Below are 19,806 nucleotides of genomic sequence, written 5' to 3'. Positions count from 1 at the left end.
CTTTATCTGTTGCTCTGTTTCATTTACAAGACGAGCGATATTGCCCACTATCGCTATTAATAGCTGTAGCCAATTGAAGAATTGTTATACCTTTCTTTTTTCTAAGTTCTCTAATTCTAGTACCTGACACTCATATAATAATTAAATATTCTTTTTGCGTTTTATACAAAGCGTCTTACACATATTTTAAAGTTGAATTATTATGCGCATAACGACATTTAAGGAGATTTTATGCAGCACCACTACGAAAAATCAGAATTGTAAATGAATTAACAATTGATTCAAGTTGCAACCGCTATAAACTGTGATTGCAGGAAACTTGAGTCGATTAGAAAGGGCAATCAACTGCGTCTTTAGCAATTAGCTGAGCAAACTCTCACAATGTCTATGAAGGAAAGATAAGCGAAATACAAATTCTTGTACCCACAAAGATTTATAAACAAATTAAATTCATAACCATAATCCACCGAGACGATGCGGTATACCATCGGGCGACCGGATAGCATTCCTGCTAAATGGCTAAAGCGGCAGAACCCACTTAATCACTCACAATCTAACTCTATCTATTATTCTTTTCACAAACCTCATAGGAATATCGAGGTAGGGAATTTTATTACTTAAGGATTATAACCATGGAATATACAAAAACTATCAAAATCACCTGCAAACCTGAGCATTTAGAATCTTACTTCTACCAGAAGATGGCTTCGGAAGGCGGTAATAACGGGTTTGCCAAATCACTCGGGATTCACCCCTCAACAGCGAGTCGGGATAAAACCAGAATCTTTAAATTAGCCTGTCAGGTGGTCTCAGAATACGGCTTGCCAAGGCATGTGGTGAATGTGCCTGATTCATCGACACAGGAAGTTGTTATTACAAATATATCAGGTGAAGAAATACGCAAGCTGATAGACATGCTGGAGCATTTGAGATGGCCGAAAAAGAAGCTCCAGAGTTAAAAAACAATGGAGCTTGCAAATATCATATCGAACTTTGAGTTTAGTTAGTATTTCAAGGAGAAGGGAAACGCCAAATTTCCCTTTTTTCTTTCAATTTCAACGAGGTCATTATGCCAAAAAAACGCCGATTTTACCAGTCAAATATCCATGAAGAAACAGTTATTCGAGAGAGAGTCCCAATGGGCTCTTTCACGGAGTTAGCCGCTCAAAAGCAAGCGTTTCGCACACCGCATTTGTATCAGAGTGCAAGAATTTAAGGCGAGAGCATCGCAATGAGAATCACATTAGATGGTAATCAAGCCATGAGTAGAATAGCTACAAGTTGGTAGCACTGCCAGAATTAATCTAGAAGCTCCTCAAAAGTTAGCTGATTACTGGCGCATGACTGAAAGAGCTGACGAACATCATCGCTGCTATACCAAGTCATCAACGACTGATCAATGATACAGGACTAGATAAAAAAACTATCTGCCGACAAATAAACCAAATGATAGCTGAAGGGGTAATAATCGATACTGGCGAGAGAAAAAGGCTCAACAAAGCAGGTTAAAGTTTTACAGTTAAATATAGCCGAAGTAAGAGTACCAAAAACGGGATACTAAACAATCCCAAAAACGGGATGGTAAACAGTACCAAAATGGGAACAGTACCGAAATTGGTAACCATCCCAAAAACGGTACTTTGAAGCATCCCAAAAACGGTACTTTGAAGCATCCCAAAAACGGTACTCAGAATCTATCAGTAGAACCTAACATAGAACCTAAAGATTTAACACCCAAAAAACTGTTCGAAAAAAATCGATTGAAAAAATTTCTCGTTATGCGTTTGAAGGTGAAGTGATTCGACTCAATCACAAAGACTTCGCCGATTGGCAAAAACTTTACCCTAATCTCGATCTGCCCAGTGAATTACTGAGGCTGGATATTGAGTATTAGACACGAAAAACCGAAGAAGTGGTTTATCACCACGAGTCAGAAACTGAATTACCAGAACAAACAGGCTGTAAGAAATCCTGTTCGAAAGGTTTCAGGTATGGTGACTAATTTTTCGCATTTTGATTATGGTCAAACCGAAATTCCCTCATGGGCAGAGGTTTAACATGGACTATCGAACAAAAATAGAATCATTGAAAACTCGGTTGGAAGAAACACGTCAAAAACCGAAAGTGATAGAAAATACTGTCGTGCAGGAGATAACTATCACTTGTGAGAAACACGGAGAATATCAAACCTACAAGCGAAAATTGTTGAGTTTGAGAGGGATAGAAACACAAGGTGAATGTCCTGAATGCCTGAGAGAAAAAATAACAGCGCTAGAGCAGGAGCAGCGGGCGGTTGAGCGCAAGCGAGTTCATCAGGACAAACTTGATTTACTAAGATTGTTCAATGTTCCGAAACGGTTTGATATGGCTTCTTTGGATAACTATGAACCTGTCAATAGTTACGCCAGACAGTGTTTAGCTGTTTGTAAGTCCTATGCTGCAAAATGGCCTGAAAGATTGAAACAGGGGGGCGGATTGGTTATGTGTGGTAAGCCAGGGACAGGGAAAAACCATTTGGCAATTGGAATAGGGAAATCGATTATCGAAAACTTCATGGCTTCGGTCAGGCTGACATCAGCGATTAAAATTGCCCGAAATTTTAAGGCGACGTGGGCGAAGGATTCAGAAGAACGTGAGTCAGATGTGATTGAAATGTACGCTTCACCAGACCTGCTTATCATCGATGAGGTGGGTGTCCAATTCGGTAGTGATGTAGAAAAAATGATTTTATTTGAAATTATTAACTGTCGTTATGAAGACTTAAAGCCAACGATATTAATTAGTAATTTGCCCAAGGAAGAATTAGCAACCTTTGTTGGCGAGCGAGTTATGGACAGGATGAATGACGGAGGGGGTTGTACACTCACGTTCACTTGGGAAAGCTACCGTTCACGCAAAAAAGCCGCTTAGTCTTACGCTTAAATTATTCGTATCAGGACCCCCAATGAAATACCTCATCGTAGCAACCATTGTTAAGGGTGGTATGTGACCTAACATGTAGTAGTATGTTTTCTTGATTCAACCATAGCAGGCAGTGTGAATGCATATAACAGGAATAACTCTGTAAAATTGAGTATTTCTTCCGCTTCTTCTTGAGTAAACTCTTCATCTGAATGAATAGCACCATTTGAATCAATCCGAATAATATGTGCCCAGTTTTTCATTTGTTCGGTGATTCTATCTTTAGCTTGCAGCATGGAAATACGTTGAGATAGTTTTTCATTTTTCACTTTCGTCCCCTAAAAGTTCTTTGGTTGCAATATCGATAACCTTTCGACAATTCATCACGGAGGTTTCATAGCGATGACGCTGTAAATCGTCTTTCGATTCGATGAAAAATTTAGCTACTCTAGTAGGTGAATTTTCAGGGCATGTATTAGCTTTCACTTTCAGGATAAATCTTATCCAATCTAAAAATTGAATCATCATGAGGTAAGACAATATTTATATCTTCACGCATGCAATATGAATAAGGGCTTCCGTTAGGAAAAGAAGAATGCACAACAGCAATACCTGTTTGTTCACAGCTTCTACAATAAAATGGAATATCATAAAAATCTGTATCATTTCTACGGTGTTCACTAAACCCAACTAACACTGCATTGTCTTTAAGGCAATGTGGGCAGGTGATATCAAAAGAGAGCATTCCCATGAGTAATTTAACTCCATATTTAAAAGATATATCGTCAATATTAAAAAATTCAGAAAGACCGGAATTCGCATTGTTACAACGTTATGAAACGACATCCGATAACCAAAAGATTAAATTTATCCTATCGATGATAGGCAAGCTCATTGAACAGGACAGAATGTTAAGAGTCAAGAACAAGGTAATTGAAGAAAACAATTATGAAATACCAAATCGAAGCAACCATTGTTAAGAATGGTGGCGAGCCTGTTCATTTTAACTTTAATGAAACATTAGTTAAATAGAAATTAATTAACAGAATTTAGTTGATTATTTTTTTTTAATGTAAACATAATGACGTGTGAGTATAAATAATTTTTACTCAACTGGTTAGATTAGAGGTTAAATTATGTTAACACCGTTTGGTAAAATTGTAAGAATAATGCGTATGGATTTAGGTATTAACTTGAAATGCATGGCTGAATCTATTGGTATGACATCTTCTTATCTTTCCTCAATCGAAACGGGCAAAAGAGCTATTACGCCGCAAATTTTAGATAATATTGTCTCATACCTTGCTAAAAATGAAGAAGAGTCGATCAACCTGAGAAAGGCAGCAAGAGATTCCCAGCAATCGGTGGAGATAAGTTTGTCTGGCAAAAGTACCAATGCAAGAAAGGCCGCTATGTCTTTCGCTAGAAAGTTTGATGACTTAAACGAAGATGATTTTGCTAGACTTTTAAATTTACTTAATAGGAATAAACACAAGTAATAGGGAGATTCAAGATTTGAGCGGTTCTGTATACAAAGTGCCTATCTTGAGCCGAATGGAAATTCGTAACTTCACAGATACAATTAGACAAAAGGTAAAAATTTCAGGTGCATAAAAATGAGATAATAGGCAGGAGGCGCATTTGGAAGACAAACTACTCTTCCACGAATCAACGAAACAATCCGTCTGGCAAACACTAAAAGCCATCCTCGCAACAAACCAACCGCATCAACTCATCATTAAGCCTTACCGAAAAACTCGCTCACTCTCTCAAAACTCACTTTTTCACCTGTGGACAGGGGAGATAAGCAAGTATTTGTGTGCTAACGGCGCTCACTTCACACCTGAGCAAGTGAAGGAAATGCTTAAGCACACATTTCTTGGCTATGAAGTGGTCGAGCGTATTGATGTGACCACACAGGAGCCAGAGCGCGTCAGAACGCTCAGGAGGACATCAAAGCTTGATACGGGGGAAATGCATGTCTTTATGCAAAAAGTGGAATGCTGGGCGATTGGCATCGGTTGTTTCGTGACAATACCGGAAAGCTCGGAGTATATGAAATTAAAAAAGTAGCAGGATAAATAATGACAACTTTAAACGATGCAGTTTATCAGCGAATCGATGGTGATCAATATCGTCACATTTATGCCGTAGGTGACTTGCATGGCTGCTATGCGTTACTAATGGAAAAAATACAACATTTTGATTTTGATGAAGAAAAAGATTTGATTATATCTGTTGGTGATTTAATAGATAGGGGTGATCAGAATGTTGAGTGTCTTGATCTATTAAATGAGAAATGGTTTAAGGCAGTTCGTGGTAATCATGAAGAAATGGCTATTAATGCATTGAAAACAGGCGATCTTGACGGTTGGATATATAACGGTGGCCAATGGTTTTTTATGCTTGATTATGAACAGGAAATATTAGCAAAGACATGTTTAAAATTAGCCGAAAAATTACCTCTCATTATTGAATTAAATGTTAATAACAAAAAAATAATCATTGCTCATGCTGACTATCCTGATGATGAATATGAATTTGGAAGGGATATTAATGAAATCGATGTTGTCTGGAGCAGGGATAGAATTAGCAAAAGGGAAAGTAGAGAAATTAAAGGCGCTGACCTTTTTATATTCGGGCATACTCCATTAATTAAAGGTTCTTGGCGTAGAAGCAATCAAGAATACATAGATACAGGGGCAGTATTTGGTAACGAACTGACATTAAAGAAAATAAAATGAATGCGTTATTAATAATATCTCTCGTTGTTTTCTGCATTATTTTTTGGTTATTAATCGCATTTGGAAACTTATAATATTGGAAAAATTTAAAATCACCGTTCCTTTCCCTCCTTCCGTAAATCACTACTGGTATCACGCAAAACACAAACACTTCATCACCGCAAAAGGGAGATTATACCGCCAGTCGGTAGTTGCAGAAATCCTGCATCAAAAGCTTTGTAAGCGATTATCGCAACGTTTAGGGGTTGAGATAGGGGTGTATCCACCTGACCGTCGTAAGCGAGATTTAGATAACCTGATGAAAGCACCGATTGATGCACTCTGTCATGGTGGGTTGATAATTGATGATGCTCAGATAGATGTGTTGCACGTTGAGCGAAAGGAAATCATTAAGGGCGGGAAACTGGTTATCACCATTTGGGAATTAGCGTAATCAAGAAACCAACATTCAACGCAGGGCATTGAGACCATGCCCCTATTCCTATTTTTGCCGGAGGACAGATGAAGGCGGTTAAGTCATTGGAATTAACTAAAGCACAGTATGACTGGGTAAATGGTTGGCTTGAGTTATGGGGGGCGTGGGTATGCTCAGGAGAACTCGACAAATGGCAATTCAATATCATCTGGCGATTTATGCAAAAGGCGAAAGGGGAAGTGATACCTTCGAGGCCAATGTGTAACGATGATGAAGGATTGCTCATTTCTCAAGTGGTTGATGCTGTTATGCGTATTGATGAGAAAGCCTACCAGATTCTATTAAGTTATTATGTTTACGGAAAGTCAAAATTAAGCATAGCCACCTATTATCACAAAATAGCAAAACCGAGAAGGATGATGACCAGGGCGGGGGGAAGGTGGAAAAGGCCATCACCTAGAACATGCAGAAGGGAGATTGATGATATTTTCAATGCCAGCCTGTATTTAATTCACAATCCGCTAGTAAATGCCATGAAAAATCAAAATACTGTTGTTAAAGTTGTTAATTTTACCTAATTATGACTTGACTTTAATGGACAAATGGCCAATAATTTTAGGTAAGCTGATACAGTTGTATAAAAAATCATAGAGCCTCGCTTTTTGCGGGGTTTTTTGTTTATGAGGTGGAAATGAACAAACTTCCAAGTGACTATTTCCTTGATGTGGATGATGACCTATTAGCATTTTTGGAAAAACAAGGTGAAGATTGTGCTAAAGAAATTTACAAGTCGAATACGGTTAATATTGAAAACGCATATAAATTGCTGAACATTTTGACGAGTAGAGCATCGCGTTCCGCTTTCGTTGCTCTTAACGCAGAAAGCCGATTTTTGTGTATGTTAACGATGGGTTTAGCTACGCTTTTTCGATGTGTTGCGGTGATATGTGTGCGGGGTATCTGGTCTTGTTCTGCTTACGGCCAAATATTAGAGGCGCTGTGTTTACTTACGACGCAGACAGATTGTATTACGAAACCTTACAAAGCCATTTGTGATACCGATGTATCCAAAAATCTAGATAATCCAAAGGGTTCAAAGAACAAAGAAAACCATTAAATCTTATACGGCGCTACAGGCTAATTGATTTGTGCGCAAACAACTGATGACATTGATTGGTGTTAATATCAAAATTAGAAAGCATTTAAATAGAGCGAGGCACCACGAACAATCTATCGCTCCAATATTATCAATCGACAATATCTGCTATTACTTATTATTTTTTTGTAACTATTCTTTCACCGGAGTCGCCTAAGGCAGCCTTTTTCATTTACGCCACCGCAATACTCCCAAATTAACTACCTAAAACGAGTAAGGCGGCTGGCTACCGTTCTGTTTTTAAAGAGGTCGCTCAGGCGGCCTTTTTTATTGATTAAAAAGGGGCATACATGCACTGGAAAGAGAGACGGGAAAGTGAGCAGGTAGAAGACCGGCGGAATACCGCCGAAGCACAGGAAGCGGATACCCGCCGGGAAGAAGCCTTGAAGCGCCGGAAGAAAAAGGCAAAGAAAAAGAAAAGAAAACCGAAATATAAACCGCTGTTAGCAGAAGGTTTTGTGTTTTCCCGCTGGCGTTGGATGGGCGTGGGTGGCTAGTTATCCTCCTGCTGTTACTGGGTGGCTATCGCTGGGCTTTTGCGGCATCTGAACAGGTGCGCAGCGCCGTTGTCGGTCAATCGTTTTGTGGATGAGAACGAGGCCGCTAAGTTCACCTCTGTCATTCTGGCATCAACTGAAGATGCCTGGCGAAAGATTTTTGCTGAGTCAGGCGGTCGTTACCGGTTACCGAAACTGGTGATGTACCGCGGAGAGACCGAGACGGGCTGCGGCACGGGCTACACCCTGATAGGGCCCTTTTATTGCCCTGCTGACAGCACGATCTATATCGACCTGTCATTTTATGACGAGATGAAAATCAGACTGGGGGCAGACGGTGAATTTGCCTTTGGCTATGTGATAGCCCATGAAGTGGGTCATCATGTCCAGACACCTGCGGGATGTCCTGAAAAAAGTGGACTTGGCACAGGCGAATATGTCAAGAAAATCGGCCAATAAGTTATCGGTAAAGCTGGAATTGCAGGCGGACTGCTACGCGGGGGTATGGGGGCATTTTGTGCAGCAGGCAGGCTGGCTGGAGATGGGCGATTTGGATGACGCGCTCAATGCGGCCAAAGCGATTGGGGATGACCGGCTACAGAGGGAAGGTCATGGACGGGTGGTTCCCGAGACGTTCACGCACGGGACATCGGCACAGCGTCATGACTGGTTTAAGCGGGGTTTTGATAGCGGTGACCCAAAACAATGTAATACCTTCAAGGAGATACGATGATTATCAGACAACATTGGGTAATCGGTATCCTGTGCTTGTTGAGTGTGTTAAGCACACCCGCTCAGGCGACTAAGCCGGTTAATACCCCGAAGAGTTTCAGTGAAGCGAAATGGGTTTCCCGTCAGGCCGTTTACCACGACCTCAATCAGGGTGCAGGTGGCACCCTCTATTGTGGCTGTGACTGGCAGTGGACAGGAAAAAACGGGGGTCGAATTGACCTTGAAAGTTGTGGTCAGGCGGTCAGACGGGAAGTTCACCGTCATCGTGCACAGCGGATTGAGTGGGAGCATATCGTGCCGGCGTCGGTATTCGGTCAGGCGTTTGGCTGTAAAGAAAAAGGCGGCCGAAAAGGCTGCCGTCAAGAAGACCCGGAATTTCGAAAAGCGGAAGGCGATTTGCACAATCTGGCACCGGAGTCAGGTGAAGTGAATAACGACCGGGGTAATATGCCCTATGGCGAAGCCGGGCAGGTCCCTTTTGTTTACGGGCAGTGTCAGAGCCGTCCGGATTTTAAACAGCGGGTTTTTGAACCGCGCGATGACGTCAAGGGACTCGTCGCCCGGGTCTGGTTTTATATGTCAGACCGGTATGGTTTTGTGATACCCCCTGAGCAGCAAGCAATTTTAATGCAGTGGGACAGGCAATATCCCCCCGATGCGCGTGAACGCGAACGTGACCGGCGTATTGCGGCGATTACCGGTGTGCACAATCCGTTTGTGACGGGTGAAAAGGCATGGAAAAAACGATAATGGAAAAGTTCACTGGGGCATGGGAGAGCGTTTGCGCTTTCCTGGCGTCGATTAAAGAGCAGGGCGTGGGCGCAACGCTGGCGTTTCTGATGGCGTGGCTGCGCGGGCGATATCAGGAGAAGAAATGGCGCAAGACCCTGATTGATGCCACGATATGCGCGATTATTGCGTGGTTTGCGCGTGACCTGCTGGCGCTTTTCGGGTTAAGTGCGGGTCTGGTCTATCTGGCCAGTGTCTTCATCGGTTACCTTGGCACTGATTTTCTGGGGGAGGCATTAACGGACTCACTGCCTTTTCGGGGGTTGAGGTTGTCGGTCAAAAAACCGGACACAAGGAAAAAAAATGACAACCAGCGACGCAGGGGTAAGTCGGATTAAACAGTTTGAGGGGTGTCGCCTTCGGGCTTATCGCTGTCCGGCCGGACGCTGGACGATTGGCTATGGGCATACGCAGGGGGTGACCGCGAACGGATGACAATTAGTCACCGTCACAGGCGGAACGCTTTTTAACCGATGACCTCGAGCAGACAGAGGACGTGATTAACCGGTGTGTGTGGGTCACGCTGACCCAACTCCAGTTTGATGCGCTGGTATCACTGGTCTTTAACATCGGTGAGGAAGCATTCGCGACCTCGACCCTGTTAACAAAACTCAATGCGGGCGATGTTGCGGGCGCGGCGAATGAATTTAACCGCTGGGTCTATGCGGGCGGGGAAAAACTGACTGGATCTGGTCAGGCGGCGAGCGGTTGAACGGGAGAGTGTTTTTGTCATGATGCGCGGAACAGTGATGGCGTCCTGCTGGCTGTGATAACAGCGCTGTCTGATTGGCCTGATGCATTATCGCGCAGAGGCCAAGCCTCTGGCAAATGAAAGCCGGAGCAGGCGCGCCAGCAGGTGGAAAAGACCGAACAGCAGTATACAGACACAACAAATTCAGTTTGACCAACTGGCCGAGATGGACAGACAGCATTATCAGAGGATTAACCGCATGCGAAACAGACGATTGAGGCACTCAGGCTGGATGTTGCTCGGGGTTTTAAGCGGTTGCGGGTCAACGCCACCTGCCCCAAAGTGTCCGGCACCGCCTCCCCGCCGGCGTGGATGATGGCACCGCCCCCCGACTTACAGCAGACGCTGAACAGGCTTATTACACCTTACGAGAACAGATTGCTACGGTCACCGCCCAAACCTTAGGGCTTCAGGGTTACGTCAACACACAGTGTCATTGAATCGGTCATTGGCACATCAAATGACCCAGGTGGTCAACTTGACCTCTTGTAATAAAAACAATGAAATATCTGTCAATCAATTGTTAATTGGCACATTCAAATCTTAATAATCACTGCGCCCTCACCGCGCATTAATCAAACACAGAACCTTACAGAAAGTCGAGCCTGAGAATCGCCGTTTAAAATGGTGCTTTTCTGTGGGCGGCTTTTCTGTGTGAGCAGGTTCGATTTTCTATAAGGAACAGTACGATGAAAACAGCAACAATTAAAAATAACAATTTTTTAGCAACCGAATTACCAACGATGACCAGTCTGGAAATGGTTGATTACATTAATGCTGATCGGAAATCAAAAGCGGAAGCAGAGGGATTAATGTTTCCTTGCAAAAAATATCGCAAGCTACAGCACAATGATTTTTTGAAGAAAGTACCCAAAGTACTAGGAGAAACATCAGGGAAATTTTTCTCTGATGATATTTTCACCGCTGGAAAAGGTGCTAAAGCAACTCGAAGAATTTACCGATTCCCTAAGCGTGAAGCGTGCCTGATGGCAATGAGCTACAGCTATGAACTACAGGCAACAATATTCGACAAAATGACCGAGTTAGAAGGCGGTAAAGATATTAACTTGCTCGACTTGTCTGGTTTAACTGAACTCACGATTAAGCAGATGCAAGATCGGGTTGCGTTGGCAGAAAAGCATTCCTTTGTAGAACACGGACAAAAAGGCAGCAGCCTAATGTTGCTCCGTAGAAGAGAGAAGAAAGCGATTAATAAAGCTGAGCAACAGGTGAAAAACCTCATTCAATTTAAATTGTGCGATTTGGGGGATTTTCCAAATGGAGAAAGTCAAGCATGACCCCCGAACAATTCATTGAAGTCAATATCAAGGCCGAGTTATTAAAGCTCGGCTTTTCTTCATCAATAGCAGCAATGGCAACAAGTGAAGCGATCCGCTATTACCGCAAACAGCCAGCTAGCAGAACGAGGCAAGATGATATCGGATTGTCTCAATCAGGCTAAACGATGGGCGAAGAGTGCAGCTAAACATAAACATTAATTGAGGTAGATGTTATGACTCTCACAAACAAGCAGGAGGCATTTTGTCGAGAGTACCTGATTGATTTAAACGCGACGCAGGCAGCAATTAGAGCCGGGTACAGTGAAAAAACTGCAAAAGATATCGCATGTCAAAACTTAGCAAAACTCAACATTCAAAAACGCATCCAAACCCTCATGGAAGAACGCAAGAATCGCATTGAGGTTAATGCTGACTACGTGCTTAAGCGACTGGTTGATATCGACCAGATGGATGTATTGGATATTCTTAACGAATCAGGCGATTTAAGACCGATTAAAGACTGGCCTAAAGTGTGGCGAACAACATTAAGCGGTTTGGACATTGCAGTCATACGAGTTGATGGCGCAGAAGCATTGCTCAAAAAAATAAAGTGGCCTGACAAAATCAAAAACCTTGAGCTTTTAGGTAAGCATGTTTTTGTTCAGGCTTTTCGAGATCAAATAAAAAATGAGCATGATGAAAATGTTGTTATTTTGCCACAGGTGATAAAGATAGAAGCAGGAAAGTTCCCATATGATAAAAGTGGCGACGATTGAAATACCACCCAAATTAACCGACCGTGTTTTAACGGGCGTGTCTCGTTATCGTTGCGCTTACGGTGGGCGAGGAAGTGGCAAAACACGCACCTTTGCATTGATGTTGGCGGTTAACGCGTATCAACGCTGCACGTAGAGGATAAAAAAGGCGTGATCCTTTGTGCCCGTGAGTTCATGAACTCCCTTGAAGACTCCAGTATGCAGGAAGTGAAACAGGCAATACAAAGCGTCAATTGGCTCAATGCCTTTTTTGAGATTGGTGAAAGGTACATTCGTACCAAAGACAGGCGTGTTTCTTTTGTCTTCTGTGGATTAAGGCACAATTTAGATAGTTTGAAATCGAAGTCATCAATTCTGTTTTGCTGGATAGATGAGGCTGAAAACGTACCCGAGTATGCTTGGCAAAAATTAATCCCGACGGTGCGAGAAGAAGGCTCTGAAATTTGGGTAACGTGGAATCCCGAGCGAAAAGGGAGCGCAACCGATGTTCGCTTTAGGCAGAAAAAGCCAAGTAACTGTATTTCGGTTGACCTCAACTACAATGACAATCCGTGGTTTCCTGGTGTTTTGGAGGAAGACAGAAAAAACGACCGGATCCGGCTTGATGCCAATACCTATGCGTGGATTTGGGAAGGAGCTTATTTGGAAAATGCTAATAAGCAAGTGTTGAACGGCAAATACGATGTTGTTGAGTTTTCCGATGATCTCTGGAAAAAAGCCGACCGATTGTTATTTGGTGCCGATTTTGGCTTTTCAAATGACCCAAGTACCTTGATACGTAGCTTTATTTTTGGTGACTGTTTGTACGTCGAATATGAAGCCTACAAGGTCGGCGTGGAGTTGGACGCGCTACCTCATTTCTATCAGGCGATACCGGAAGCAACACGTTGGCCAATTAAAGCAGACAACAGCAGACCAGAGACTATCAGCTACTTAAAACGACAGGGATTTAATATTGCTCCGGCATCCAAATGGCATGGTAGCGTAGAAGACGGCATCGCGCACCTTCGAGGTTTCAAAAAAATCATTATTCACCCACGCTGTAAACATACGATTGAAGAAGCACGGTTGTATTCGTATAAAGTTGACCGCAACACGGGTGACGTGCTTCCTGTTAATTGTTGATGCTCACAATCACTGTTGGGATGCAGTACGTTATTCGCTGGACGGATACATAAAAGGCTCGGTCTCTTTCCTGGATACCTTGTAGAAAAAATAGATATTATTTTATGTACAAATAATGTTAAAAATAATTAATTTATTAAAAATCAAATAATTGAGTTATTTTAATAAAATTAAATTAATTTTTATGTACCTGATTGTGTGCACTTTTTTTATTTAACCCCCCTTGTTTTGAAAAATCCCTATATTTAGGAGGGCATTTTGTTTGCTAAATTTCGAAAAAAATTATCCCCAAAAATGGGTGATGGTGGATTAGATAACCTGATGCGTGATGTAAATGCTATTGGTGCAGCCACTCCCACGTTGCCAGCCAGTTTTTCAACACTCGGCATATCCGGCGCGGGTTATTTTGAAACCGATAAAGGCTTGGAGTGGCTTTATGAGCGCGTGTCGATTGTCCGTAAATATATCAACAAAACGTCAGGCGATTGTATCAAGCATTGGCGCACCGTGCGCTTTACAGGTGATGATGATGAGAGAACGGAGCAGCTTAATGATTTGTTTACGGGCGAAGAAAAACGACTTGGCATTGAAAAGCAGGCCGAACTTGCCTTAAAGCTAGCTTCACTTTACGGCGGTAGCCTGTTAATTGCGGTCACCGATGAAGAAAATCTGGAAAAACCCCTCAACGTTAACAACGAACAGTTAAAAGGTTTTTTAGTCGTCCGGCAAGGCGAATACCTCATCCGGAAAATTGCCACCAACATTTTCAGTCCGTATTTCAACAAACCGTTATTGTTTGAATTGAAAAATAAAGAAAAAATAGCCGTTCATCACTCCCGTTGCTGTTTAACGGTCATTAATCAAATCACCAACAGCACCGTCAAAGCCGACAAAAAAGCCAATGACGGCCAAAGCGATATTCTGGCGTTTATCTCCGATTTGCTCGGTTACCTTTACGTGAACGATGAAGTGCTCGGCATGTTGCGAGAAATGAAGTCCGATATTTTTTTGCTGAAAGACCTGAATTGGAATATTTCAGGTGGCAGAGGCAAAGAGATAATCGACTGGCTGCAACTGGTGTTGCAAGCAAAGAAGCGGCACAACGTATTGATGCTGGATGCCGACAGCCAGTATGAGCAAAAAGAACTGTCACTGGCAAACGTATCCGATATCTGGACAAAAGCGCAAGACCGATTGGCGGTGGCGATGGACAGACCGAAAACCATTTTGTTTGGTGATAGTGCCGCCGGATTTTCCACCGGACAGGAAGACTTGCAATCTTACTACGACACGATTTTTGAGATCCAAGAATCCCGTTTGCGCCCGATTATTAACTTCTTCGACAAATTCATTTGTGCCAAGCACGGCATTAGCGAAACGGAAGTCGCCTTTGAATTTGTCCAAATCAAAACGGAAAACAAAGCCGAGTCTGCCACCAATCTTAATACCGTGACCACGGCATTAATGCTATTGCTGGAACACGGCGTGATTGAACCGCAAGATGCGCTGGACGAGTTAAACCGCCGTGAGCTGGTTGACGTGAAAAATGTGCCCGAAGTGACAATGTTGGCGAAAATGTTTGGTGAGGAGAGTGACAGTGAATTCAATACCCAAAGGCAAATTAACGGGTAGGGAATGTAAACCGATTAATCCGAGTAAGCGCGCAGAAGTCTATTATTCCGCCTCAGTTAAGCATCTTATTTCACTTTTTAAGCTCGTTGTTAAGCAAGAAATTAACCGTGAAAATCAGCAAAAAAATCTCGGCGATGCCAGCCCCGATTCTATCCAAAAACGTTTCCAAACCTTTAACCGCATTGTTGACCGTTTTTTAACGATTGACATCAGCGCATTTGCGACACGGGTCGCCCGCAATTTTGCCCAAATCACCAATGCGGATAACAAAAAACGGTTAAGTCGTGAATTTGAGTCTGTGATGGCGATTAACCCCGAAGCGGTGTTGGACAGTAAACAAACACAGGATTTCTTCAAGGGCATGATTGGCGAAAACGTCCAGTTGATTAAAGGTTTGCACACCGAGTCATTAAGCAATGTACAAAAAATTGTGCAATCGATGATAGGCGGCAATAAAACGTTGCGCGAGGCGGGAAAGGACATCACGGCAGCATTGAATATTCAGCAAAACCGAGGAATGCGAATTGCGATTGACCAAAGCCGTAAAGCGATGGGCGATTTAACCAATCTTCGAATGCAGAAACTCGGCATTAAGTTATATCGCTGGTCAGCGGTAATGGATAAGCGAAAAAACGGCGGAACCCGTCCTTCACATGCAGCTATGCACAACAAAATTTGTCGATTTGATGATCCGAGTGTGTATTTCAACGAAAAAACCAAGCAGTGGGAAAAACGAAAACGTATTGGGGGCGTGAAGCTCCACCCCTCGCAAGATTTTAATTGTCGCTGCGTCAGCAAAGTGATTTTACAAAGCATAGAAGGATTGGAAGATGAACGGCAATGACAACCGATTGCCTATTGATATTAAGGGCGCACAGCAGTTAGAAACGGGTTATCGCATCCCGAGCAAAATTGCCAAAGTGGGGACACAGGAATTTGAGGGGTGGGAACTGTCTAGTCATGTGCCCAATTTGCCACCCACCCAACGCTACAAAGTTGAGGTGTCCCCCGAGGACCTTTTTGATGCTGAAACCATCGCCTCGTTTGAGGGAAAACCGCTCACCTTTTTTCACGCGCCCAATAACGAGGTGACCAGTGATAACTGGAAGAATACCGCCATTGGGCATGTACAGAATGTGAAACAGGACGGCGATTATCTGACAGCGGATGTTTTTCTTTATGACGCTGAGGCCATTGAGGCGATTAAAAATTACCAAATCAAAGAACTGAGTTGTGGTTACCGATCTTTTATCGAGCCTACCACCACAACGGGCATTGATTTCAAGAAAACCCATATCAGAGGTGACCACGTGGCGATTGTTGACGCGGGTCGCTCTGGACATGATGTCAAACTAGGAGATAGCGCTGTGTCTATGAAAGCAAAACTCGCTGCCTTGAAAGGTCAGCAAAAAATTGGGGATGAGGCAGAAACGCCGGATACCCTCGATACTCTATTGATTCAGATGAGTGATTACATCCAGTTGCTCACCGAATCCGCCGATGAAGCCACCAAAGAAATCGGCGAGCTATTAACGGGATTAATTGGTCAAGCGCAAAGTCTGAGTGCGAGTCCAACACCCGCCAGTGAGGTCAAGCAAGGCGATGCAGACAGTGAAATAACATCCGTGCCTGAAAACACAGAGGCTACCGATGATAAATCGCTGATTGAGACGCTGAAAAAGCAGCTTGAAGAATTGACGGAAAAGCTCAAAGCACTGGAAGAAGAAAACGCCAGACTGAAAGCAGAAAAAGAGCTAGCGGAAACGGAAGCACAAGCCAAATCGACCTTTGGCGACGTGGCAATCGGTCACGGGCGAACCGCACGGCAAATCAAAGAAAACGTAATTATCGCTAAAGGGCTAGTAACGCAATTAGAGGCAAAGAAATTGGGTGACTCCGCGATTAACGGCAAGTATGACTATCTCATCAATCGTCAGCGTGAACAAAACAAGCCAAGATTCAATCTTGGCGATAGAAAACCCACCAAATCCGCATCACAACGCCTAGGAGGTCGCTAATGGCATTTGGATTCACGAATTGGGATTCCGACAAAGGAACCTTGCGCGCGGGTACAATCTATCGCGCTTCCAGCTCCAATGACAAAGTATGGGGCGAAGAGAACAAAACCGACGACTGACCTTCAATACGGCGTTTTTGTGGCGGTGAACCGTGACGGAGGCGTGAAGCCGATTTCGGCGGCAACTGATGTCATCCACGGCATTGTTGTACGGGATATTTACGGCGATAAAGCACCACACAACAAGCAAGTCAATGTGGGGCATTTTTCCCACGGTGATTGCGTGGGTGCGGCAACGGCAAAAGATGAAACTTTCAAACGAGGCGATAAAGTTTATGTGGTCGCAACAGGTGACGATGTTGGCAAGGTATCTAAAACCGCAAAAGGCAATATCGATTTGGGGTATTGGGTGGAAAATGTCAGCTCAGGCAGTCAGTGCGTAGCAGTCACGCTTGGATTCATTCAAAAGGTAGGAGAATAACAGATGGCAATTGAAGAAGCCTATTTTGAAACGGTATTGCAAGAAGCGCTCACCGAACGCGACACGCAATTGCAGGAAAAACAGCTGGCCTGAAATCAATATTGGTGAGGCAATCCCAATTACCGAAGGACTGGATTTTGCCGATGAATACGTGGAATACGGCATCACAGAAGTACTAGGCTCTGTCAAAGACGGTATTATTGGTAACAAAACCAACTCGATGGTCACGATTGACAGCACCATTGAAATGTACAAGGCGCCTGTTTGCCAGTGGGCAAAAGCCGTTGTCTGGACACAGCAGGAGCTTGAGAAAATCAACAAAATCAATATTAATCTGCAAAGCAAAAAAGCAAGATGATTTGTACGCCAATGCCTTGTCTACACTGCAATATGCAGGTTACTTGGGACATAACAAGGTGAAAGGACAAGAAGGATTGTTGACAGGCAGCAAAATTCAGGTGATGCAAGAAGAATCCGGTAAATCACTGAAAGACTTGAGCGCCAATGAGTTTATCAAACTGGTATTGGATGCTTACAACAAGGCGTGGGCAAACTCAGATTATCGGGTGCAACCAACGCACATAGCGATGGATGCCGCTGATTTCATGCTGGCAATGCAGAAGTTTGATAGCCAAAGTCCGATTGTGGGGACAGACTTACTGCCTGTTTCAGCCATGGACAGGATCATGGCTGCGTTGAGGAAGGCATCAGGTAATGACAGTTTTACTATCACCTTTGTGAAAGTTCCAGCAGGATATGCCAAAGAGATAACCAAAGGAAAAACCCGTTTGGCGATTTACACCTATGATGAAGAATATGTCGAAATGAAAGTGCATATGCCGGAGTTGTTAGCGGTTCGCCAGCGTGATTTGCTGACCTACGAGTGTGGCTATCGTTCCGCTTTCGGTGGAGCAATGTGGAAACAACCACTATCTGCCGTTTACGCCGATTACAAAACTGCCCCAAAGTCATAGACGGCGGTTTCCCAAGCGGAACAACGCCTTCATTCGAAGTCTGATTCAGCGGATTTTATCCGCTTTTTTTGGGGGCATCATGCAAGAAATGTTGCAAGAAATGTTAAAGAAATTTCGTGACCGTTTCGGCGAAAAAACCTTTACCGCCGATGACAACAAATTACTCCTCTATTTAACCGATGCAGAAAACAGGATGGACAAGAAAGTGTGGGGGGTGATGTATGAGCAAGGCTTGATGTATCTAACCGCGCATCTGCTTTTTTTGGCAGGATTTCATGAAAACAGTCCGAAAAAAGGGGGGCATTCAGCTGATCCAAACGCATTGTATGCGAGCGACGGTGTAGGTGATGTTACCGCAAGTGCGAGTTTTTCAGGAACGGAGAAAGACTGGTTTAAAACCTCCGCCTTTGGTGAGCAATATTTGGAGCTGGAAAGTCGCATTAACAATTACGCCTTGGCAATCGGGATGAACTGGTAATGCTGAAATCGAAATTGTTGGAAAAATCCAAAAAACAGTTTGAGGAAATTAACAAACTGCAAGTGGAAGTGGGCGTATTGGAAAATACCCGACCGTACAAAGATTCCGATATCAGTGTGGTGGAAGTGGCTACGATCCACGAATTTGGCACGGAGAACAATCAAACCTCGCTCTTTTTTGCGAATGCCGATTCGTGATCACCAAAAAGCCATCATTGAAAAAGCGGTAAAGAAAAATACCGCTTATTCATTTCAGGTGAAATTAGCGCAACGGCATTTCTGGCTTATATCGGCGAACAGGCGGTTGCCTGGTCAGTTGAGGCATTTGATACGCAAGGTTTTGGGTCGTGGCCTTTGCATGCAAGAAAGACACCAGAAGCGCAATTGATAAAGAGAAAAGGCGTCGAACGTAAGCAAGGCTGATGTGGCAAGATTACTAGGTTCCGGCAATTTGAAAAAATCGATAACCTATCAAGGTGGTGAAAAAATCAGACTGCCCAATATGGCCAGAACCATCCGGCGATTTTCGCAACCGTTAACCTTCATCACGGAAGTGATCACCACGAAGGATTTTAAGCCGCATTTTTCAGTAACACGAAAAGCCGTTGAGGGCGTAATTAACAGTCTGTCTGACGAGGCGATTAACAAGGACAGTCTCGATTGGTCACTGGAGTATTACACCGTGCATGTGCAACCAAAATATGCGGATTTGCTCGGTGTTTACTTGGAGTACAAAGGAAAAATATTCAAATCAATTAACCGCAAAGACTATAGCGACTATGGCTTTGTGCGCTATGTCTTTGAGGAAGTGAAAGATAGTGAGATCACAGGAAGGCTCACCCAATAAAAATATATTTTAACGCAGCAATGACGACAGCAATACCAACAGCGAGAATAAGTTTTTTAATCCAGTCTAAATCTGACTTAATGCTTTCTGTTGCTACGCTTAAATCTTCCTTCGTAACAGTACCTACATTTTGAAATTCAGCAATAACCTCTACGATTTTTTCAGCTTGTTTTTCATCAATGCCTGATTCTTGTAAGGCTTTTATCGCTTTA

Annotated in this window: 31 protein-coding genes and 2 pseudogenes; 30 read left to right on the top strand and 3 right to left on the bottom strand. The window is 43.3% G+C overall.

The genetic code is table 11. The annotated features are described in order from the left end of the window. Window positions 1-632: 632 nt before the first annotated feature. The 4 genes from AC01GB_RS03370 (at window position 633) to AC01GB_RS03355 (ending at window position 2,910) form a co-directional block, all read left to right on the top strand. Window positions 633-959, top strand: coding sequence for a hypothetical protein (locus AC01GB_RS03370; RefSeq protein WP_474450455.1), 327 nt, complete (start codon window positions 633-635; stop codon window positions 957-959). A 110-nt stretch (window positions 960-1,069) separates the two neighbouring features. Continuing rightward, window positions 1,070-1,216: a hypothetical protein gene (locus tag AC01GB_RS03365; protein ID WP_474450454.1), complete on the top strand. Its 147-nt coding sequence runs from the start codon at window positions 1,070-1,072 to the stop codon at window positions 1,214-1,216. 667 nt (window positions 1,217-1,883) lie between these two features. After that, the gene (locus AC01GB_RS03360) at window positions 1,884-2,057 is read left to right on the top strand and encodes a hypothetical protein (RefSeq protein ID WP_474450451.1); all 174 of its coding nucleotides are present in this window, start codon (window positions 1,884-1,886) and stop codon (window positions 2,055-2,057) included. Window position 2,058: 1 nt separating this feature from the next. Further along, a complete protein-coding gene (locus AC01GB_RS03355) occupies window positions 2,059-2,910 on the top strand; it encodes an ATP-binding protein (protein WP_474449799.1) in 852 nt (283 codons plus the stop codon). 80 nt (window positions 2,911-2,990) lie between these two features. On the opposite strand, the gene AC01GB_RS03350 is transcribed toward AC01GB_RS03355, so the two are convergent. Both AC01GB_RS03350 and AC01GB_RS03345 read right to left on the bottom strand, forming a co-directional pair. Further along, window positions 2,991-3,230 carry a DUF4145 domain-containing protein gene (locus AC01GB_RS03350; RefSeq protein ID WP_474450449.1) on the bottom strand — a complete coding sequence of 80 codons (240 nt, stop codon included), beginning with the start codon at window positions 3,228-3,230 and terminating at the stop codon, window positions 2,991-2,993. A gap of 146 nt (window positions 3,231-3,376) precedes the next feature. After that, window positions 3,377-3,652, bottom strand: a complete 276-nt coding sequence (locus tag AC01GB_RS03345) for a hypothetical protein (RefSeq protein ID WP_474450446.1) — start codon at window positions 3,650-3,652, stop codon at window positions 3,377-3,379. Between the two features lie 385 nt (window positions 3,653-4,037). On the opposite strand from AC01GB_RS03345, the gene AC01GB_RS03340 reads away from it, so the two are divergent. The 26 genes and pseudogenes from AC01GB_RS03340 (at window position 4,038) to AC01GB_RS03215 (ending at window position 19,594) form a co-directional block, all read left to right on the top strand. Further along, the gene (locus tag AC01GB_RS03340; RefSeq protein ID WP_474449801.1) at window positions 4,038-4,400 is read left to right on the top strand and encodes a helix-turn-helix domain-containing protein; all 363 of its coding nucleotides are present in this window, start codon (window positions 4,038-4,040) and stop codon (window positions 4,398-4,400) included. Window positions 4,401-4,542: 142 nt separating this feature from the next. Then, a complete protein-coding gene (locus AC01GB_RS03335) occupies window positions 4,543-4,974 on the top strand; it encodes a recombination protein NinB (RefSeq protein ID WP_474450443.1) in 432 nt (143 codons plus the stop codon). A gap of 11 nt (window positions 4,975-4,985) precedes the next feature. Beyond that, window positions 4,986-5,645 carry a metallophosphoesterase gene (locus AC01GB_RS03330; protein WP_474449712.1) on the top strand — a complete coding sequence of 220 codons (660 nt, stop codon included), beginning with the start codon at window positions 4,986-4,988 and terminating at the stop codon, window positions 5,643-5,645. Window positions 5,646-5,721: 76 nt separating this feature from the next. Then, window positions 5,722-6,078: a RusA family crossover junction endodeoxyribonuclease gene (locus AC01GB_RS03325; RefSeq protein ID WP_474449935.1), complete on the top strand. Its 357-nt coding sequence runs from the start codon at window positions 5,722-5,724 to the stop codon at window positions 6,076-6,078. 68 nt (window positions 6,079-6,146) lie between these two features. Continuing rightward, a complete protein-coding gene (locus AC01GB_RS03320) occupies window positions 6,147-6,638 on the top strand; it encodes an antiterminator Q family protein (protein ID WP_474450441.1) in 492 nt (163 codons plus the stop codon). A gap of 113 nt (window positions 6,639-6,751) precedes the next feature. After that, window positions 6,752-7,177: a hypothetical protein gene (locus AC01GB_RS03315; protein WP_474450438.1), complete on the top strand. Its 426-nt coding sequence runs from the start codon at window positions 6,752-6,754 to the stop codon at window positions 7,175-7,177. A gap of 329 nt (window positions 7,178-7,506) precedes the next feature. Then, complete coding sequence (locus AC01GB_RS03310; protein ID WP_474450435.1) at window positions 7,507-7,713, top strand: hypothetical protein; 207 nt, start codon at window positions 7,507-7,509, stop codon at window positions 7,711-7,713. Window positions 7,714-7,803: 90 nt separating this feature from the next. Beyond that, window positions 7,804-8,446: pseudogene (gene ypfJ, locus AC01GB_RS03305) on the top strand (KPN_02809 family neutral zinc metallopeptidase); the annotation flags it as partial. Next, window positions 8,443-9,195, top strand: coding sequence for an endonuclease (locus tag AC01GB_RS03300; protein WP_474450299.1), 753 nt, complete (start codon window positions 8,443-8,445; stop codon window positions 9,193-9,195). The pseudogene ypfJ and the gene AC01GB_RS03300, both read left to right, overlap by 4 nt. Then, window positions 9,195-9,572: a phage holin, lambda family gene (locus AC01GB_RS03295; RefSeq protein ID WP_474450330.1), complete on the top strand. Its 378-nt coding sequence runs from the start codon at window positions 9,195-9,197 to the stop codon at window positions 9,570-9,572. Before AC01GB_RS03300 ends, AC01GB_RS03295 begins: the two co-directional genes overlap by 1 nt. Then, window positions 9,538-9,669: a lysozyme gene (locus AC01GB_RS03290; protein ID WP_474450433.1), complete on the top strand. Its 132-nt coding sequence runs from the start codon at window positions 9,538-9,540 to the stop codon at window positions 9,667-9,669. The genes AC01GB_RS03295 and AC01GB_RS03290 overlap by 35 nt, the downstream gene beginning before the upstream one ends. 61 nt (window positions 9,670-9,730) lie before the next feature. Continuing rightward, complete coding sequence (locus AC01GB_RS03285; protein WP_474450431.1) at window positions 9,731-9,946, top strand: lysozyme; 216 nt, start codon at window positions 9,731-9,733, stop codon at window positions 9,944-9,946. A gap of 321 nt (window positions 9,947-10,267) precedes the next feature. Beyond that, window positions 10,268-10,390, top strand: coding sequence for a lysis system o-spanin lipoprotein Rz1 (rz1, locus tag AC01GB_RS03280; RefSeq protein WP_474452313.1), 123 nt, complete (start codon window positions 10,268-10,270; stop codon window positions 10,388-10,390). Window positions 10,391-10,674: 284 nt separating this feature from the next. Then, window positions 10,675-11,283, top strand: coding sequence for a Rha family transcriptional regulator (locus AC01GB_RS03275; RefSeq protein ID WP_474450011.1), 609 nt, complete (start codon window positions 10,675-10,677; stop codon window positions 11,281-11,283). Continuing rightward, a complete protein-coding gene (locus AC01GB_RS03270) occupies window positions 11,280-11,447 on the top strand; it encodes a hypothetical protein (RefSeq protein WP_474450429.1) in 168 nt (55 codons plus the stop codon). The genes AC01GB_RS03275 and AC01GB_RS03270 overlap by 4 nt, the downstream gene beginning before the upstream one ends. Before the next feature lie 51 nt (window positions 11,448-11,498). Continuing rightward, entirely contained in the window at window positions 11,499-12,041 is a 543-nt protein-coding gene (locus tag AC01GB_RS03265) for a terminase small subunit (RefSeq protein ID WP_474450013.1), read from the top strand. Further along, window positions 12,019-13,251: pseudogene (locus AC01GB_RS03260) on the top strand (PBSX family phage terminase large subunit). Before AC01GB_RS03265 ends, AC01GB_RS03260 begins: the two are co-directional and overlap by 23 nt. 173 nt (window positions 13,252-13,424) lie before the next feature. Continuing rightward, window positions 13,425-14,798 (top strand): anti-CBASS protein Acb1 family protein, encoded by a 1,374-nt coding sequence (locus AC01GB_RS03255; RefSeq protein WP_474450427.1) that lies wholly within the window; start codon window positions 13,425-13,427, stop codon window positions 14,796-14,798. Next, a complete protein-coding gene (locus AC01GB_RS03250) occupies window positions 14,764-15,642 on the top strand; it encodes a phage head morphogenesis protein (protein ID WP_474450425.1) in 879 nt (292 codons plus the stop codon). The genes AC01GB_RS03255 and AC01GB_RS03250 overlap by 35 nt, the downstream gene beginning before the upstream one ends. Beyond that, window positions 15,629-16,816, top strand: coding sequence for a DUF2213 domain-containing protein (locus AC01GB_RS03245; protein WP_474450422.1), 1,188 nt, complete (start codon window positions 15,629-15,631; stop codon window positions 16,814-16,816). Before AC01GB_RS03250 ends, AC01GB_RS03245 begins: the two co-directional genes overlap by 14 nt. Window positions 16,817-16,822: 6 nt before the next feature. Further along, the gene (locus AC01GB_RS03240) at window positions 16,823-17,296 is read left to right on the top strand and encodes a structural cement protein Gp24 (protein ID WP_474450419.1); all 474 of its coding nucleotides are present in this window, start codon (window positions 16,823-16,825) and stop codon (window positions 17,294-17,296) included. Between the two features lie 10 nt (window positions 17,297-17,306). Further along, entirely contained in the window at window positions 17,307-17,654 is a 348-nt protein-coding gene (locus AC01GB_RS03235) for a major capsid family protein (protein WP_474450416.1), read from the top strand. After that, complete coding sequence (locus AC01GB_RS03230; RefSeq protein ID WP_474450413.1) at window positions 17,602-18,270, top strand: major capsid family protein; 669 nt, start codon at window positions 17,602-17,604, stop codon at window positions 18,268-18,270. Before AC01GB_RS03235 ends, AC01GB_RS03230 begins: the two co-directional genes overlap by 53 nt. Before the next feature lie 79 nt (window positions 18,271-18,349). After that, a complete protein-coding gene (locus AC01GB_RS03225; RefSeq protein WP_474450410.1) occupies window positions 18,350-18,748 on the top strand; it encodes a DUF4054 domain-containing protein in 399 nt (132 codons plus the stop codon). Beyond that, on the top strand, window positions 18,748-18,945 hold the full coding sequence (locus AC01GB_RS03220; RefSeq protein ID WP_474450407.1) for a hypothetical protein: 198 nt from the start codon (window positions 18,748-18,750) through the stop codon (window positions 18,943-18,945). Before AC01GB_RS03225 ends, AC01GB_RS03220 begins: the two co-directional genes overlap by 1 nt. 226 nt (window positions 18,946-19,171) lie before the next feature. Next, window positions 19,172-19,594: a hypothetical protein gene (locus tag AC01GB_RS03215; protein ID WP_474450404.1), complete on the top strand. Its 423-nt coding sequence runs from the start codon at window positions 19,172-19,174 to the stop codon at window positions 19,592-19,594. Here the strand turns inward: AC01GB_RS03215 and AC01GB_RS03210 are convergent. Then, the coding region (locus AC01GB_RS03210) for a CCDC90 family protein (RefSeq protein ID WP_474450401.1) at window positions 19,584-19,806 on the bottom strand (223 nt) is incomplete at its 5' end. The genes AC01GB_RS03215 and AC01GB_RS03210 overlap by 11 nt on opposite strands.

Source organism: Candidatus Arsenophonus phytopathogenicus (genome assembly GCF_056113345.1).
The sequence above is the reverse complement of the archived record's forward strand: the minus strand, read 5'-3'. Positions and strand labels throughout refer to the sequence as shown.